Source organism: Flavobacterium cheongpyeongense, assembly GCF_003202435.1.
GTDB classification, from domain to species: domain Bacteria; phylum Bacteroidota; class Bacteroidia; order Flavobacteriales; family Flavobacteriaceae; genus Flavobacterium; species Flavobacterium cheongpyeongense.
Genome location: NZ_QJHK01000008.1, coordinates 132,598 through 147,110 on the forward strand (window position 1 = coordinate 132,598; position 14,513 = coordinate 147,110).

General features: G+C 31.5%; 15 protein-coding genes. 7 read left to right on the forward strand and 8 right to left on the reverse strand.

What is annotated here, in order from left to right; all coding sequences use genetic code 11:
- The first annotated feature begins 1 nt into the window (after position 1).
- Together DMB65_RS11175 and DMB65_RS11180 are read left to right on the forward strand one after the other, a co-directional pair.
- A complete protein-coding gene (locus DMB65_RS11175; RefSeq protein WP_110306732.1) occupies positions 2-1,405 on the forward strand; it encodes a sensor histidine kinase in 1,404 nt (467 codons plus the stop codon).
- A 77-nt stretch (positions 1,406-1,482) separates the two neighbouring features.
- Entirely contained in the window at positions 1,483-2,205 is a 723-nt protein-coding gene (locus DMB65_RS11180) for a universal stress protein (RefSeq protein WP_110306733.1), read from the forward strand.
- A 564-nt stretch (positions 2,206-2,769) separates the two neighbouring features.
- On the opposite strand, the gene DMB65_RS11185 is transcribed toward DMB65_RS11180, so the two are convergent.
- From DMB65_RS11185 to DMB65_RS11210, 6 genes are all read right to left on the reverse strand, one after another.
- A complete protein-coding gene (locus DMB65_RS11185; RefSeq protein WP_165834922.1) occupies positions 2,770-4,077 on the reverse strand; it encodes a DGQHR domain-containing protein in 1,308 nt (435 codons plus the stop codon).
- Positions 4,070-4,816: a hypothetical protein gene (locus DMB65_RS11190; protein ID WP_110306735.1), complete on the reverse strand. Its 747-nt coding sequence runs from the start codon at positions 4,814-4,816 to the stop codon at positions 4,070-4,072. Before DMB65_RS11190 ends, DMB65_RS11185 begins: the two co-directional genes overlap by 8 nt.
- Before the next feature lie 561 nt (positions 4,817-5,377).
- Positions 5,378-6,142: an SDR family NAD(P)-dependent oxidoreductase gene (locus tag DMB65_RS11195; RefSeq protein WP_110306736.1), complete on the reverse strand. Its 765-nt coding sequence runs from the start codon at positions 6,140-6,142 to the stop codon at positions 5,378-5,380.
- Positions 6,143-6,311: 169 nt separating this feature from the next.
- A complete protein-coding gene (locus DMB65_RS11200; RefSeq protein WP_110306737.1) occupies positions 6,312-7,229 on the reverse strand; it encodes a helix-turn-helix domain-containing protein in 918 nt (305 codons plus the stop codon).
- Positions 7,230-7,401: 172 nt separating this feature from the next.
- Positions 7,402-7,965, reverse strand: coding sequence for a 2'-5' RNA ligase family protein (locus DMB65_RS11205; protein ID WP_110306738.1), 564 nt, complete (start codon positions 7,963-7,965; stop codon positions 7,402-7,404).
- 1 nt (position 7,966) lies between these two features.
- Entirely contained in the window at positions 7,967-8,281 is a 315-nt protein-coding gene (locus tag DMB65_RS11210; RefSeq protein ID WP_110306739.1) for a hypothetical protein, read from the reverse strand.
- A 178-nt stretch (positions 8,282-8,459) separates the two neighbouring features.
- On the opposite strand from DMB65_RS11210, the gene DMB65_RS11215 reads away from it, so the two are divergent.
- On the forward strand, positions 8,460-8,621 hold the full coding sequence (locus DMB65_RS11215) for a DUF1328 domain-containing protein (protein WP_078230027.1): 162 nt from the start codon (positions 8,460-8,462) through the stop codon (positions 8,619-8,621).
- A gap of 232 nt (positions 8,622-8,853) precedes the next feature.
- Here DMB65_RS11215 and DMB65_RS11220 read toward each other — a convergent pair whose 3' ends face one another.
- Positions 8,854-9,375: a hypothetical protein gene (locus DMB65_RS11220; RefSeq protein WP_110306740.1), complete on the reverse strand. Its 522-nt coding sequence runs from the start codon at positions 9,373-9,375 to the stop codon at positions 8,854-8,856.
- A gap of 179 nt (positions 9,376-9,554) precedes the next feature.
- On the reverse strand, positions 9,555-9,767 hold the full coding sequence (locus DMB65_RS11225) for a hypothetical protein (protein ID WP_110306741.1): 213 nt from the start codon (positions 9,765-9,767) through the stop codon (positions 9,555-9,557).
- A gap of 189 nt (positions 9,768-9,956) precedes the next feature.
- Between DMB65_RS11225 and DMB65_RS11230 the strand changes: the two genes are divergently transcribed.
- The 4 genes from DMB65_RS11230 (at position 9,957) to DMB65_RS11255 (ending at position 14,511) form a co-directional block, all read left to right on the forward strand.
- Complete coding sequence (locus DMB65_RS11230) at positions 9,957-10,520, forward strand: YciE/YciF ferroxidase family protein (RefSeq protein ID WP_110306742.1); 564 nt, start codon at positions 9,957-9,959, stop codon at positions 10,518-10,520.
- Positions 10,521-11,161: 641 nt separating this feature from the next.
- Positions 11,162-11,503 carry a hypothetical protein gene (locus DMB65_RS11235; protein ID WP_110306743.1) on the forward strand — a complete coding sequence of 114 codons (342 nt, stop codon included), beginning with the start codon at positions 11,162-11,164 and terminating at the stop codon, positions 11,501-11,503.
- Positions 11,504-11,779: 276 nt separating this feature from the next.
- Positions 11,780-12,604: a hypothetical protein gene (locus tag DMB65_RS11245; protein WP_110306745.1), complete on the forward strand. Its 825-nt coding sequence runs from the start codon at positions 11,780-11,782 to the stop codon at positions 12,602-12,604.
- A 686-nt stretch (positions 12,605-13,290) separates the two neighbouring features.
- A complete protein-coding gene (locus DMB65_RS11255; protein WP_110306746.1) occupies positions 13,291-14,511 on the forward strand; it encodes a hybrid sensor histidine kinase/response regulator in 1,221 nt (406 codons plus the stop codon).
- The last annotated feature ends 2 nt before the right edge of the window (positions 14,512-14,513 follow it).

Below are 14,513 nucleotides of genomic sequence, written 5' to 3' on the forward strand. Positions count from 1 at the left end.
AATGGATATAAGAAAAAAAATTACTTTTACTTATGTAGCCCTTTCAACCTTTAGTACGCTGCTGTTGTGTGTTATCGTTTTTGTATTGTTTCGGGAAAATAACAGATATAATTTTCTGAAAAGATTAGAAGACAGGGCAAAAATTGTGGCTTCGATTCATTTTCAGAATGATCCGGAAAAAAGCAAATATTACAGTGAACTCAAAAAAAACGGACTCGAAGAACTAATAGAAGAAGAAGAGTATGTTCTGAAGATAAATAGCGCGAATAGTTTTGATTACAATACAAAGCTAAACCTGCCTAATGAATTTTATACTAATATTTTAAGGACAGGAAATGATTATTTTGAAGTTAACAGCAAGTATTATTTAGGTCAGGTTTTTACAGAAAACAGTCAAAAATACATAGTAATTGTTGGCGCTAGGGACAAACGTGGAAATACAACTACAGTTTATATTGCAAAAATTTTGATTTTTGGAGGTATTGGTTTTATACTTTTGTCATTCTTTTTAGGAAGGTTATTAGCAAAGGGAGTTATTAATCCGGTAGCAAGGATCACCAAAGAGGTGAATAGAATTAGTGCTTCCAATCTTCATAACCGATTGCCTGAAGTAAAAAACTCAGACGAGATTTCAGATCTGACCCATACTTTCAATGATATGTTAGATCGTCTGGAAACCTCCTTTGAAATTCAGGCGAATTTTATTAACAATGCTTCCCACGAATTAAAAACGCCAATAACAACTATCATTGCTGAATCTGAAATTATGCTTTTAAAGGAAAGAACTGTTCCGGAATATATTCAGTCCTTAGAAAATATTTACAGTCAGTCTTCAAAACTTGGAAATCTCACCGAAAGCTTATTAAAACTGACCCAGACAGGTTACGACGGAAAAAAACAGGTTCAGGATATTGCCAGGATTGATGAATTGTTAATGGATGTAAAATCTGATCTGGATAAAATTTATCCGGATAACCGCGTAAGTGTTAAACTTAATTTTGCCCCTAAGGACTCCAATCTTTTATTGATTCCGTGTAATAAACCATTATTAGAGCTGGCAATCAACAATATTATTACAAATGGTGTGAAGTACTCTGATAATAATGAAGTTTTTGTAATGCTTTCGGTTACTAATGAATGGATTAAAATATCGATTAATGATATTGGAATTGGGATTCCACCGGAAGATATTCCACATTTGTATGAGCCTTTCTTCAGAGGTAAAATTGCAGCTAAATATATCGGGTATGGTTTGGGACTTCCTTTAGCTTCAAAAATTATCAGAATGCATAATGGTGAGATACAAGTGCAGTCAGAACAAAACAAGGGAACTATTGTGACCATTATTTTTAAGAAAGAAAGCACCAAAAAAGTCACTATTAGAAGTTCTAATGTGACATCTTAGAAAATTCTAATTTTAGATTAAACCCAGTCTAATGCACGCAGTGTTATTTTGTATGTATGAACTAAACGATTATACATATGAAAAACTTCCTTATACCTACTACTTTAGAACCTGATACGATCAATGCTGTAAAATCCGCAATCAATCAGGCTAAAAATACCAATTGCGAAATTATCTTAATGATGATTTCTGATACTCCGGATACTTTTTCTTCTGCACAGTTTTTACACGAAATGAGAACGGCACTTACAGCAAGCCAGGAAGAAGTACTTGAAACCTGCCATTACATGATAGAACACACTGCAAATTGCAAATTAAAAATTCACAACCAATTCGGGATTTCTGCCTCTGTTTTTAAAGGTATTATTAATGCCTTTGACATAAAATTAGTTGTTCTGACGCATTCTTATAAAGAAGAAAACAAACGAATTCATCAGTATCTAGTAAGACTGACAGGTAATCAAAAATGCCCTATTTTACATTTAGGTACCGAGGTAAATAAAGAAGATTTTAATAAAGCACTATATATAGAAAATGCTGGTACCAATATAGATGTTAAAGATGTACAGCAATTTTTGAGTGCAAATTTTTCCTTTGAAATCGTAAGCCAAACAGTCAATTTTGATGATGACTATGAGCGATTTGCACCTTATTTGTCTGAAGCTGTTTTAAAATATGAAATCGATTTATTAGTAGAGACACGTAAAATTGAAAAAATTAAATTCAAAAAAGTAAAAACACACAGCATTAATGAAAAATCAGGACTTCCGGTACTTTCAATATATGAGGAACTGGTTTGATTGGTTTAGTGAATAGTAATTAGTCCTTAGTGTAGTGTATAGTGATTAGTAAATAAATTGTTGAACTAAACCTTCGGTAGCGCATTTGATGATTTTGGATCTTACGAATATAATTAAATTCTATAAGATATGACTTCAAAAAAAAGAGGCGCGATAGCCTCTTGAAATTCTTATAACTCATTTATCGAAAAACCCATAGTTGCGGAATCTCAGCGATTCAGTTCAACACGGGCTTCATTGTTCGTGCTACACACGCAACAAATCTTAGCTGTTACAGGTAGTGTCAAATTTTCAAACCTTGATTTAGCAACAACAAATTTTTCTGAATTATTGTCTATCAAACTTACAACATCTCCAATTTTATATTTCATATCTTTTTGTTTTCTGATTCCGTATTTCGGGCAAAATTGCCACCAACGTTCCGCAGCTTGGCGATGTGGCGGATTAAGGAAGCCTAAACTTTCAGTTAAAAATTGACTTTACAAGTACAAAAACAATTTAAAATTTAAGACTAATCCCGCCATATTGCCAAACTGCTGTTAGTGGCTGGCTTTGTATTTATTTTCAAAGTTCATATTTAGATAGTAAAAATTTAAAAAGTTTATCTTGTAAACCTTCAGAACCAGAACCTCCAAACGCACCTTCTTTAGAGAATATTCTCTTGGCTTCAGAATCATCAATTTTTTCTAATATTTTTAGAATATTTGATTTGTATTTATCTGAATCACTTGAAACTTTTGGATAAATATATTTTATTAATCTAAAAAATGCGCCTAGACCTGTTGTTTTACAAAGCACATATTGATAATAATATGCTGAATAAACAAGATCTCCTTTTTTGTCAACCTTTTCAGGCCAAGCACTAGGATATGCTTCTTGAATAGCTTGAAAATAAGCTTTCATGAATTTTGCTATATTTTTATATTCTTTACCATTGTTAACATAATCAATCAAGTATTCATTCCAAATTCCAGTTTTAAAAACTCTTAGCATATTAAAGACAAAAAATGCTTGAGAAAACATACCGTAACCTTTACCTAATAACTTAATCATTGAATTGATAGGTGAAGTCTCATTGTTGTTTAAATGCAAAACTAAATCATGAGCAAGTCTTATGTCATTCTGTAAATTTCCTTCTCTATCTGTTTGTGGAGCAGACCCAAAAATATCATAATATAAAGATCTATTTACAGGTTTTTGATTGAAGTTTACTGTTGCAAAAATTTGTCCAACTTCATAAATGTCAAAACCAACTAAATACGTTATAATAAATTCAAAATTTTCTACAATCTCTTTAATTTTTGGATCACTTAATTTATTATACAACATTTTTGTGCCAAAAAATCTATGTTGACCATCAACTATTAATGTTGTATCTGGATTTTTAGGAATGTATAATTTGAACAAATCATTGTTTAATTCATCCGCAATATAAAAACAACAATCCAAACTTGTTTTGTAACTATTCGATACAATTTCTTCGGTTAATATAACTTCATCTTTTTCAGTTATTTTTTCCTTGACATCTTTTAAATCAAGATCATCTAATTCATAAGATCTATTGTATAAAATGAGTGATGAAGGAAACATTCCTAAAGACTTTCCTTTTTCAATTTGTAAAATTTCCTCTTGTAAATATTCCTGAATTTCTTTTAATTTTTTACTACTAAGTTGTCTTTGAAATTGTTCATCTTTACTAGATAAATTTAAAGTTGTATTGTCAAATGGATCTTGAACATTTTCTATACGCTCAGTTAACTTAAAAATTTGATTAAGTTGATTGAATTTAATTTTACCAGTAAAAACGATACCGTTTTGAAGTTGTCTAACTTCAACAACATTCAATTTTATATAGTTATCTAAATTATTCATCGAATGCATTTTTTGTAGGTTTTGTAACTCCTGTAGATTTTGTAATTGAATTAACACTACTATCAACAGTTTCATTTTCTTTCACTTCAGATTTTGATGTGAAATTTTCAAACTGATTTTTAAGTTCAGAAACTTGATCGTTTATTCCATTCATTTCATCAATAAAGCTATCCTTCATGATTTTATCAATAGCATCTTGAAGTGCTGAACCTAAGCCTTTATCCATTTTGTCATTGGCTTCTTTTTCGAACTTTTCAAATATTCTTACTTGTTCTGCCTTAAATTCTCTAATGTCGGTTTTAATTTCAGTTATTCTTTGAATTAAATCTGATTTGATTTCTTTAATATTATCTTCACTCTTTGAAATTGATTTTTCATTTTCACTTTTTAAATCATTTATCTTTCCAGAAATACTTTTATATCCAAAGAAACCGATAACAGCTATTAATATCCCTAATCCTGTTAATATGAAATTCCATAAATTTAATTTACTATCATAGAAAGCTTGCTTTGTGTCAGCAACTGTTTTTGTTAAGTCAATTATTTGCTTATTTAGATCGTCTATTTGAGTTTTATAATTTACTTCAACTTTTTCATTTTTTGGATTTTCAATTAAAGCTTGTGAAGTAGATTCATTTTTAATTTTTGTATCAACTTTTGTTTTAGATTGAGAATACAAATCATTAAAAATGAATGCTATAATTAAAATAAATATTAAATTCCGTATTTTTATTTTCATATTTAACGTGATTTTTTTAAGCTTGCCACTAACTAGTATATAGTCGCTACTTTATAGCGACTATCCCTCCTTTTTAGGAAGCAAACCCGCTATTCAGTAGCGTATACTTTGTAAATATACATTTTAATTATTATCCTACAAATTATCAGAAATACGTGTTGTTTTTCGAATACTTTTATCGCTCACTTCGGTATACAGCAAAGTGATTTTGATTGTATCGGGAAGTTAAAGGCTGCTGTTATACTTTAAACAGTATTGTATTTGATTTGCAAATGTGAACTCTCTATTGCTTATAAAAACCTAAAACCCTAGCCCTGATAGCAGCGGCCTCCTTTTTCTGGCTTCTTTAGCCAGGAAAAGATACAAGCGGATAGCAGGAAAAGCTCCATAAAAAAATGCCGCAAAACCCTAAAGTTTTACAGCATTTTATACCAATCAATAATTAATTTTAAAAGAGGTTTCAGGCTTAAAAATAAATTTTATTCGATACAGAAGAAATTCATATTTCTCTGTGTTGAATATTTTTTTGAATTGCACTAACGAGCTCAGGTTTTCAAAAAATTATAAAAATATTCCTCCTGAAACTTCAATGCGCTGTGCATTTACCCAGCGTGATTCATCTGAACATAAAAAAGCAACTACACCGCCAATATCATCAGGCAACCCAACTCTTCCAAGAGCAGTTAAGTCGGCAATAGTTTTGTTTACTTGTTCATTATCCCGAACAGCCCCGCCTCCAAAATCAGTTTCGATAGCACCCGGGGCGACTATGTTGACCCTGATTTTTCTGTCGCCCAGTTCTTTTGCCTGATAATTTGTCAAAGTTTCAATGGCAGCTTTCATGGAAGCGTAAGCCGCATAACCAGGAAATGAAAATCTTGCCAGTCCGCTTGAGATATTTACGATTCCGCCACCATCATTTAATACCTGCAGCGCTTTTTGAGTTAAAAAGAAAGGGCCTTTAAAATGAATATTAGCCAGTTGGTCAAATTCGGCCTCAGTAGTTTCTGCAAATGAATTGTGAATCCCAATTCCGGCATTGTTTACTAAAAAGTCAAATTTGTCGGTCTTAAAAGTATTTTTAAGAGTCGCAGAAATATTCTCGAAAAAGGAATCAAAAGTATTCGATTCGGCTACATTTAAGTGGAGTGAAGCCGCTTTTTGTCCCAGATTTTCAATTTCTTTTACAACCTCATCGGCTTCGTCTTTCTTGCTGTTGTATGTGATAATGACGTCAATTCCTTTTTTTGCAATTGCGATTGCCATATTTTTTCCTAAACCTCTGCTGCCGCCGGTAACCAGGGCGATTTTTGTATTTACTGCCATTTTATATTTGTTTTAAATTGATAAGGCAAAGCTATAATGAAAGCAGCGTTGTGAATTTGTAAATATCAAACCGATGTTTGCGAAATTCAAATAAAAAGTAAAAAGAGAGAATTTAAATTTGAAAAACAATTCAATATCCAATTCCAATTTTAAACCTGAAACTTTTAAATTAACCTCTAAAAGCCAATGGTGTCAAAGTAGTTTGTTTTTTAAAGAAATTAGAAAAATGTGCCAGTTCTTCAAAACCTAATGAATAAGCAATTTCAGAGATATTCCAGTCGGTTTGTTTTAAGAGGGTTTTGGCTTCGCTCGTTAGCCGGTTGCTGATTAATTCGGTTGTTGTTTTTCCGGTGCTTTCTTTTAAAACTTTATTCAGATGATTGACATGAACAGCTAATCTTTCGGCAAAATCTTTGGCAGTTCTAAGTTCCAGACGCTGGTGCGGTGATTCTATAGGGAACTGTCTTTCTAATAATTCAGCAAACAAAGAAGAGACCCTGGTTGCTGAATTATGTTTGGAATAAAGTGCTGTAACAGGTTGTAATTTCTGTCCAAAGTGAATTAATTCTGAAACATAATTCCGGATCAGGTCGTATTTATAGGCGTAGTCAGAATTTATTTCTTTTTGTATTTTGTTGAAAATCAATTCAACTTCTGTTATCTCTTCGTCAGAAAGCTGAAAAACAGGATAACCTTCAGACGCAAAAATGGGAAGATTGTCCAGATCGATTCCGCTTTTGGATAGAAAATCGCTTGTAAATACACAAAACTGCCCTGACTGATCTGTTTCCTGAGGAAGGTAGTTGTAAGGGATTTTTGGAGTTGCGAATAAAAGGCCCTGTTTGTCAATTTCGATTACTTTATCGGCATATTCAACTGTGTTTTTTCCTTTGATCAAACTTATTTTGTAATAGGATCTTCGGTCGTAAGGCATGCAGCATTTTCCTTTAAGACGTTCAAAAAGTTCCCTAATATTAAAAACATTGAAATGACCAATTTCTTTCTGAATGCCATTGGGTAAAAGTGATTTGGGTTCTGTCATTGAACCTTTGCTAATGTCTTTGTAAAAAGAATCTAAGGATTTCATAATGAATTTGATTTGTAAAATTCAAATATACAAAAATCAAAATAAGAGTTTAATTATCCTTTGGACTTAACTGCAAAGTTTGCAAAAGCTTCGCGAAGTTTTTCCCTTTCAGCTTTGCATCCTCTCAGGAAATAAACCTAACGGTTTTTGCGTAAACTTTGCGTTTAACTTTTTAAAACAAACTTCCCTGAACAAATTCGGGCTGTGGATTATTGCCAAATTCGAAAGTATCAATGACAAAAAACTGCTTTTTAACAGGATCCAGCTCTCGTAAAACTATTGAGTAGCATAAAAAATCAATATCTATTGTAGTAAAAAGCTGTGAAGCTATCTTGAGATTTTCAGGAGCTAGTTTCCTGCCGATAGACATATGCGGATCATCGCTCTTTTTGAGATTCAAAGGTTTTAAAGTTTCCTGAACCTTTTTCATGACTAGTCTTAGAGAATTTTTGGAATCTTCATCTGGGGCAATAAAAAAGGCACCCGCGTTATCATAATATCCAAAATGATCTAAGTTTACCTGAACAGGAATCAAACGGTCACAATTTTTAAAAAGTTTTTGTTTGTATGTATCAATTTGAGAATCGTCAACCGTGAATTCGCAGATCGTAATATGTGCAGTAGAGTTGCAGCTGTTATACCAGTTGATTTTGCTTTTTAAATAATCCTTCATTGTTTTGACAGCTTCGATGACTTCTTCTGAAGGATAAATAGCGACAGAGTATTTTTTCTCCATTTTAAAGCTTTCCTTTTTTATACAACCGATCATAAATTTCAGATTGAAGTAACCCGCTTCCGCCGCCAAAATGTTCAATAACATCTACATCAGGATGGGCTTTTAGACAAAATGCCGCAAATTCCTTTTCTACATGATCCTCAATTGCAGCACTTAATAAAACAAAATCAACGCTGTTTTGTAAAAAATAATCCTGGGCTAATTTTTCATCACTAAACCCAACCGCATGCCAGTTTTCATAGGCATTTACTAATCGAAGTAAAATTTCAAGGATAGGCTGATTTTTGCCTAGTATCAAAAATTGGTATTTTTTCATGGTCTCCAGATTTACTTTGCAAAAGTAATTTATAGGAAATAAAAAACACTTAATCCAGATTAAGAACTACTATTCGATAGAGATAAAAAAATAATGTTTTGAGTTAATTGAACTGCTGTTGAAATTGGAAATTTGATATAACAAACAAAATCAGTATTAATTAAAAAAAAATCATCTTATGTTACGTTGGACAGTCATTTTTATTATTTTGGCTATAGTGGCCGGAATATTTGGTTTTGGTGGTATTGCTGCCGGAGCTGCAAGTATCGCTAAAGTGTTATTTTTTATATTTATCGTATTGTTCCTGTTGTCTTTAATTAGCGGGAGAAGAAAAATTTAGAAGAGTATTTCGAAATAAAGCAAAAAGGACAAATGGTATATAGAATTAATTAAGCCCCAAGAAGACCTGGCCGAAGCAAGAACTGGTTTGGCAGAACGCCTTGAAAAAACGGATGATATTCCTGTTGTCAATAAAATTGGAGACTAATTAATCGTATTAAAAAAGCACAAAAAAACTTTAGGTATCTAATGTTTCTTTGTGCTTCATGCCTTTAAAAACTAGAATTTAAAAGCTAGAATTTTCTGGGATCGTACGCAGGATAATTTTCTTTAGTGTCTTCTTCCGGGATATCATCCTCTATATATTTGTAATTTTCCTCTTCTTGTATTTTATCGTCATCCTGATCAATATCTTCTAAATCTTCTTCGGTTTCATTAAAGTCATCAGAAGGATTATCAAATTCGTCATTCACGATTTTTTCATCACCTTCAAGATCTATTTCCTGGTCTAAATCGTCGAGGTTATCATCTCCTTCAAGGTCTTTATCAGTATGGAAATCATCATCAAGGTCGTCTAAATCATCTTCGTCGTTTGTGATTTGATCTTCATCCGGGTTTGGCTTGTTTGGGTCGTGACCATTTCTTACGGCAAATCCCTGTTCAGCAATTTCCCTGTTGCTTTGATTATAAGTTTCTTTGAACTCGTCGATGTCATACAATTTCTCATTCATAAATTCATTTTTATCTGAGTTTTTTTGATTTTCTGATTTTCTGTTTCCCTGAAAGACTTTGTTTTTTTGGTCTGTTGTGTCCATAATAGTGTTTTTTTAATGTTAGTATTTTAAAATTAAGTAACGAAATATTGAGTTTTTTAATAGCTAGTCATTTCGTTGCTCTAGGTCATCATAATCTAAATTTTCATCGTTCTGAATGCCTTCTTCTTTCTTTTCTTTTGGTTGATGTTTGTAATAATTGTCGTCTTCCTGATGTTTTTTCACATATTCTTCTTCACTGATTGTTTGATCATCATTAGGAATATTTTCATTTCTAAGGATATTGTCCTTTTAAGAAGTTGATTAATTGCCTTTTCAATTACTATAGCAGCATCGGGATCCAGAAATCCGCCCTGAAAATTTTGCTGAAAGTAAAGCTGTGCGTTTTCGTGATCGTTGTATATAAATTTGTTATATGTGATATGAGTTTTCATGATATTTAGTTTACTTATTTGCTATTACAAATCTATTGCTGATTTAAAAGAAAGACCTTACAGAATTTATTCATCTGTTTTCATAATACACAGGTGTCCATTTTGAAACTTTGAACTTAAATAATATAAGCAACGGTGTTACAAACAGTTTAATTTTGAGGATATTAATCATTTAAAAAAAACAAGTTTATGAAAACGACTGATAAGAAAGAAACAGCTCCTAAACAAAGTGCAAAAACAATAAAAGCAAAATCAAATGCAGCCTCCGGTTTAACAGAATTATTTGAGGACAGCCTTAAAGATATTTATTGGGCAGAGAAGGCTTTGATAAAAGCTCTTCCAACAATGGCTAAAAATGCAACATCTGCAGATTTGATAGAAACGCTAAATTCTCATTTGATCGAAACAGAGGAACATATTACCCGTCTTGAAAAAGTTTTTGAACTGATAGGCAAAAAAGCAACAGCTAAAAAATGTGATGCGATGGAAGGTTTGATCGAAGAAGGAAAAGGTATCCTTGAAGAAACAGAATTAGGCGTAGTACGTGATGCAGGAATTATTGCAGCAAGCCAAAAAATCGAACATTATGAAATTGCAACTTATGGAACTTTAAGACAATTTGCTGAAACCTTAGGATTTCTAGAAGCTGCTACATTATTAGAGCAAACTCTTGACGAAGAAAAAGGTGCAGACAAAAAACTTACAGAAGTTGCTGTAAATGCAGTAAATCTTGAAGCTGAGGAAGCAGATTAATATTCTTTAAACTAAAAAAACGCAGTTTTATACTGTGTTTTTTTAGTTTTTAAAACGTAGTGACATTATGCCAAAGTGACTACTAGAGGTGATATTAAAAGAAACAGTAGTATTGATATCTATAGATTAAAAAATCAAATAATTCTTGAGTGTAAAACTTTCGGGAAAATATTTTTTGATTTGTTTAGATGAATTTACGATAAAACATAAAATACTAATATTGGGTCATTACCGAATTAATTAAAGAAAGGAAACGATATTGCCGCTGGGTTTGATTTTTGCAAATGATGAAAACAATTTTTATACCTGCTCAATATTAATTTTAAGAGGGCGATGTCAATCTTCATTTGGAATAAGGATATGATAAACAAAAATTAGAATCCGAAAAAAGATAAAAGAGTTCAGATAATTATAAACTTTTATAGTCCACAAAAATAACATTTAAAATCAGCCCAATGATTTAGACTGTTTTGCTGCTTTTTTTGATATTTATGAGTTTTTCATGTCAAATGCCATTTAGCAGATTGGATTTAATGAGATAAAAAAAATATTTATTGGGTCAAAACATTGATTTTGAATGTATTAATTTTGTTTGGATAAAAGTTTGGAAAACTTTACGGAATCAAATAATCCAAATTATCATGAAAAACGAACTTTCAAAAAACGAATTAGAATACCTGAACGAATATCAAAAAAATGGATATTGCTGTAATTTTTTGTTTCAGGACGGATCACTTTTAGAAACAGAATCAAAATATTCCTATAAGCCTGACGAAATTTTTATTGTTGCCCATCATAGATATGAAGGAATGAGTAATCCTGATGATATGTCAATTTTATACATTATAGAAACGGCAGACAGTAAAAAAGGGACTTATTTGCTCGGCTATGGCCCATCTGCTGATTTAGAAGCGTCAGAATTTTTTAAGGATATACCAGAAAAAAACTTTACGAATAATGCCGACATCAATAAACTTACTTAAGAGCTTAATTTAGATTTATGGTTATATAGGTTAGGGATTTTTTTATTTTGCTGAAAAAACAGCTGTTTTCAAACATTGAGTTTGAAGCAGCTGTTTTTGTTTTTTTTAGGATTCATTTATCAACTATTAATTATGAAAGTCCTACAAAAAATTATATAACAAGAAACCTTCAGAGTATATCGAAATTTGAATTGTTCAAAAGAGAGAAATTATCCTGGTTTAAAGTTTAACATTTTGAACCCATTTAATTGCATAACCCTTTTTAAAAATGATCAGATGAAAAAACTTTACATAAATACAGGAGGAATAAATTCTATTTTTAATGACCTGAAAGATAGTCTCAATGGGGTATTAACTTTAGAAAATAATCAATATAATATTCAGGTTAACTCTAAAAATGCAAATGGGTTTGTTAGTGGGATTAGCCTTAGCAGGCAAATTTCCTATTTACAATTTGATATTGTCTTTAACGATGATATATTACTGAGTGTAGAATCTAATGCGTATTCACCTATTTTATTTGTCAATTGTTCCCAAGGTATTTTAAGTCATGGCTTTGGAATTAACGGAGACAGAAAAAAAATAAAGCCTAATCATACCGGAATTATTAGAAATACATCAAATATTAATAATGTTTTTTATTTTGAAGGATATAAACGTGTTCAGTTTTCGGTTGTGAGCTGTCATACATCCAACGTCGAAAACATAGATTTGTTTTCAGATCTCAACAAGGTTTTCTTTAATGCATCAGGACATTATTTCAATGTTGGACCAAAAAACTTTAAAATAACAAAAAAAATAAATGAACTTAATACCATTCCGCAAAAAGGAATTGTAAAGAATTTACTGAGAAGCAGAATTTTGGAAAGCATTTTAGAAATTGAGCTTGACAAGCATACTTACGGATATGCGAAAGATATAAAGCCCATTATAACGCTGGCAAATAAACAAATAACGGAGCTTAAAAGAGTTTCTAATTTAAGCCTTTTAGAAGTTTTTTCAGGAGCAGGTCAAGTCAGCCGGAATTATTTTTCAAGAGTATTTAAAGAAAAATATCATCTTGCTTTCAGTAAAATATACAATCAAAAATTAGTGAGCTAACGGAGCTCTTTTGTTCTTTTTCATAATAAATGAAAAAATAAACCATAGCAGATTCAGGAATAGCGAAATCCTTTTGGTTATAATAGTGGGGAGGTCTTTTTTTAAATTCTGTAAACAATTCACATTGCAATTCTAAAAGCAAGCCGTGAAATTTGTTTTACTTTTTTGTACTGCATACTTTTACTATCTGCTGAATAACTGAAATGCTAAGTCAAGTTTTTGTAAAACAGTTAATTATATTGGTAAGCCCCATAGTTTTCTAATTAACTCCCTATCAGCTCTCTGCTTATTCTGCTGTTGACTCCAGTTTTAAAGGCTGTTTTTCATCAAAGTTTGCCACTTCTGCTATAATTTTCTTGATAATTTCAGCTTCAGGGTTCATTACATATTCGTGTTCCGGCAAGTTTTGTTTTTCTTCCGGAAATGTTTTTTTTATAATTCATTATTTTAGAATAGTGCACTACTAAAACAATTCAAGTCCTTAGCCATCATTGACTTAAAAGAATTTAAGATTGTCCCCAAAAAGGGTTGCAGATTATAAGAACGAAACATGGGAATTATGTAATTAATAGACTTGCAAATGAAAATTGGGGTGGTTTTTTTTTAGATATATTTGAGATTCTATAAACTTTAATTTAAAGTAAATATTGAAAATGTACTCTAATTATAACGCATTAGCCAAATAAATGATATTAATTGTAGACGATATAAGAGCAAATATAATTGCCTTAAAAAAAACTTTAGAGCTACATAATATTGATGTAGATACTGCGGAATCAGGTGAAGAAGCATTAAAAAAAATATTACAGATACATTATTGTCTTATCATTATGGATGTTCAGATGCCGGGTCTGGATGGTTTTGAGGTGGTAAAAATTCTTTCCGGAAATAAAAAAACAAAAGACATACCGGTTATTTTTCTTTCAGCAAACATAGAGAAAAAATATATTTTTAAAGGATATGAAACCGGAGCTGTAGAATACATTACCAAGCCAGTTGATACTGATTTGCTTATTTTAAAAGTTAAAACCTTCCTGAAGATTTATGAGCAGCAGAACCAATTAAAAGAAATGAAAGAACTGCTTTCAAAAGAGATTAAGGTAAGAAAAGAAGCACAGGACAACCTGGAGGTGAAAATTTCTGAAAGAACAAAAGAATTAGTCTTAAAAAATGAAGAACTGGAATTTAAAAACCATGAACTTCAGCAGTTTGCCTGGGCGGTTTCGCATGATTTGAATGAGCCGATCAGGAAGATTCAAATCTTCATTAAAATTATCAAAGATCTTTATCTGGCAAAAGATGATAAAGCATTTGATTATGTGAACCGTACAATTAAATCGGCAGAAAGAATGCAGACTTTAATTACAGACTTGCTTGCCTATTCGAGGTTATCATCCAAAGTACAGCCCGAAAAAACGGATTTAAATGAGGTCTTACAGGAAGTGCTTTCGGATTTTGATTATCTGATTGAACGTAAAAATGCTACAATAAAAAAAAACGTGCTTCCTACTATTGATAGTATTCCGAGTCAGTTACGTCAGGTTTTTCAAAATTTGATAGGAAACGCACTAAAGTTTTCAAACAGTAGAGAAAACCCTGTGATAGAAATTACTTCAGAATTAATTGAAACAAAAGATTTTGACGCAATACCTTCCCCAAGCGGAAGGTATTGCCGTGTTATTGTAAAGGATAACGGAATTGGTTTTGATGAAATTTACCTGGACAGGATTTTTATCATTTTTCAGAGCCTTAACGATCGCCAAAGTTATGAAGGAACAGGGATTGGGCTCGCAATTGCAAAAAAAATAATTGAAAAGCATAATGGATTAATTACCGCTAAAAGTCAAGTAGGCCAAGGGGCAAGCTTTATTATGGTTTTACCTTTAGAATATCAGGAAATAAAATAAAT

Coding starts and splice junctions, on each gene's coding strand:
- DMB65_RS11230 (WP_110306742.1), top strand. CDS start 9,957: ATGAAAACGACTGATAAGAAAGAAACAGCTCCTAAACAAAGTGCAAAA.
- DMB65_RS11200 (WP_110306737.1), bottom strand. CDS start 7,229: ATGAAATCCTTAGATTCTTTTTACAAAGACATTAGCAAAGGTTCAATG.
- DMB65_RS11195 (WP_110306736.1), bottom strand. CDS start 6,142: ATGGCAGTAAATACAAAAATCGCCCTGGTTACCGGCGGCAGCAGAGGT.
- DMB65_RS11245 (WP_110306745.1), top strand. CDS start 11,780: ATGAAAAAACTTTACATAAATACAGGAGGAATAAATTCTATTTTTAAT.
- DMB65_RS11210 (WP_110306739.1), bottom strand. CDS start 8,281: ATGAAAAAATACCAATTTTTGATACTAGGCAAAAATCAGCCTATCCTT.
- DMB65_RS11180 (WP_110306733.1), top strand. CDS start 1,483: ATGAAAAACTTCCTTATACCTACTACTTTAGAACCTGATACGATCAAT.
- DMB65_RS11175 (WP_110306732.1), top strand. CDS start 2: ATGGATATAAGAAAAAAAATTACTTTTACTTATGTAGCCCTTTCAACC.
- DMB65_RS11205 (WP_110306738.1), bottom strand. CDS start 7,965: ATGGAGAAAAAATACTCTGTCGCTATTTATCCTTCAGAAGAAGTCATC.
- DMB65_RS11225 (WP_110306741.1), bottom strand. CDS start 9,767: ATGAAAACTCATATCACATATAACAAATTTATATACAACGATCACGAA.
- DMB65_RS11235 (WP_110306743.1), top strand. CDS start 11,162: ATGAAAAACGAACTTTCAAAAAACGAATTAGAATACCTGAACGAATAT.
- DMB65_RS11190 (WP_110306735.1), bottom strand. CDS start 4,816: ATGAAAATAAAAATACGGAATTTAATATTTATTTTAATTATAGCATTC.
- DMB65_RS11255 (WP_110306746.1), top strand. CDS start 13,291: ATGATATTAATTGTAGACGATATAAGAGCAAATATAATTGCCTTAAAA.
- DMB65_RS11215 (WP_078230027.1), top strand. CDS start 8,460: ATGTTACGTTGGACAGTCATTTTTATTATTTTGGCTATAGTGGCCGGA.
- DMB65_RS11220 (WP_110306740.1), bottom strand. CDS start 9,375: ATGGACACAACAGACCAAAAAAACAAAGTCTTTCAGGGAAACAGAAAA.
- DMB65_RS11185 (WP_165834922.1), bottom strand. CDS start 4,077: ATGAATAATTTAGATAACTATATAAAATTGAATGTTGTTGAAGTTAGA.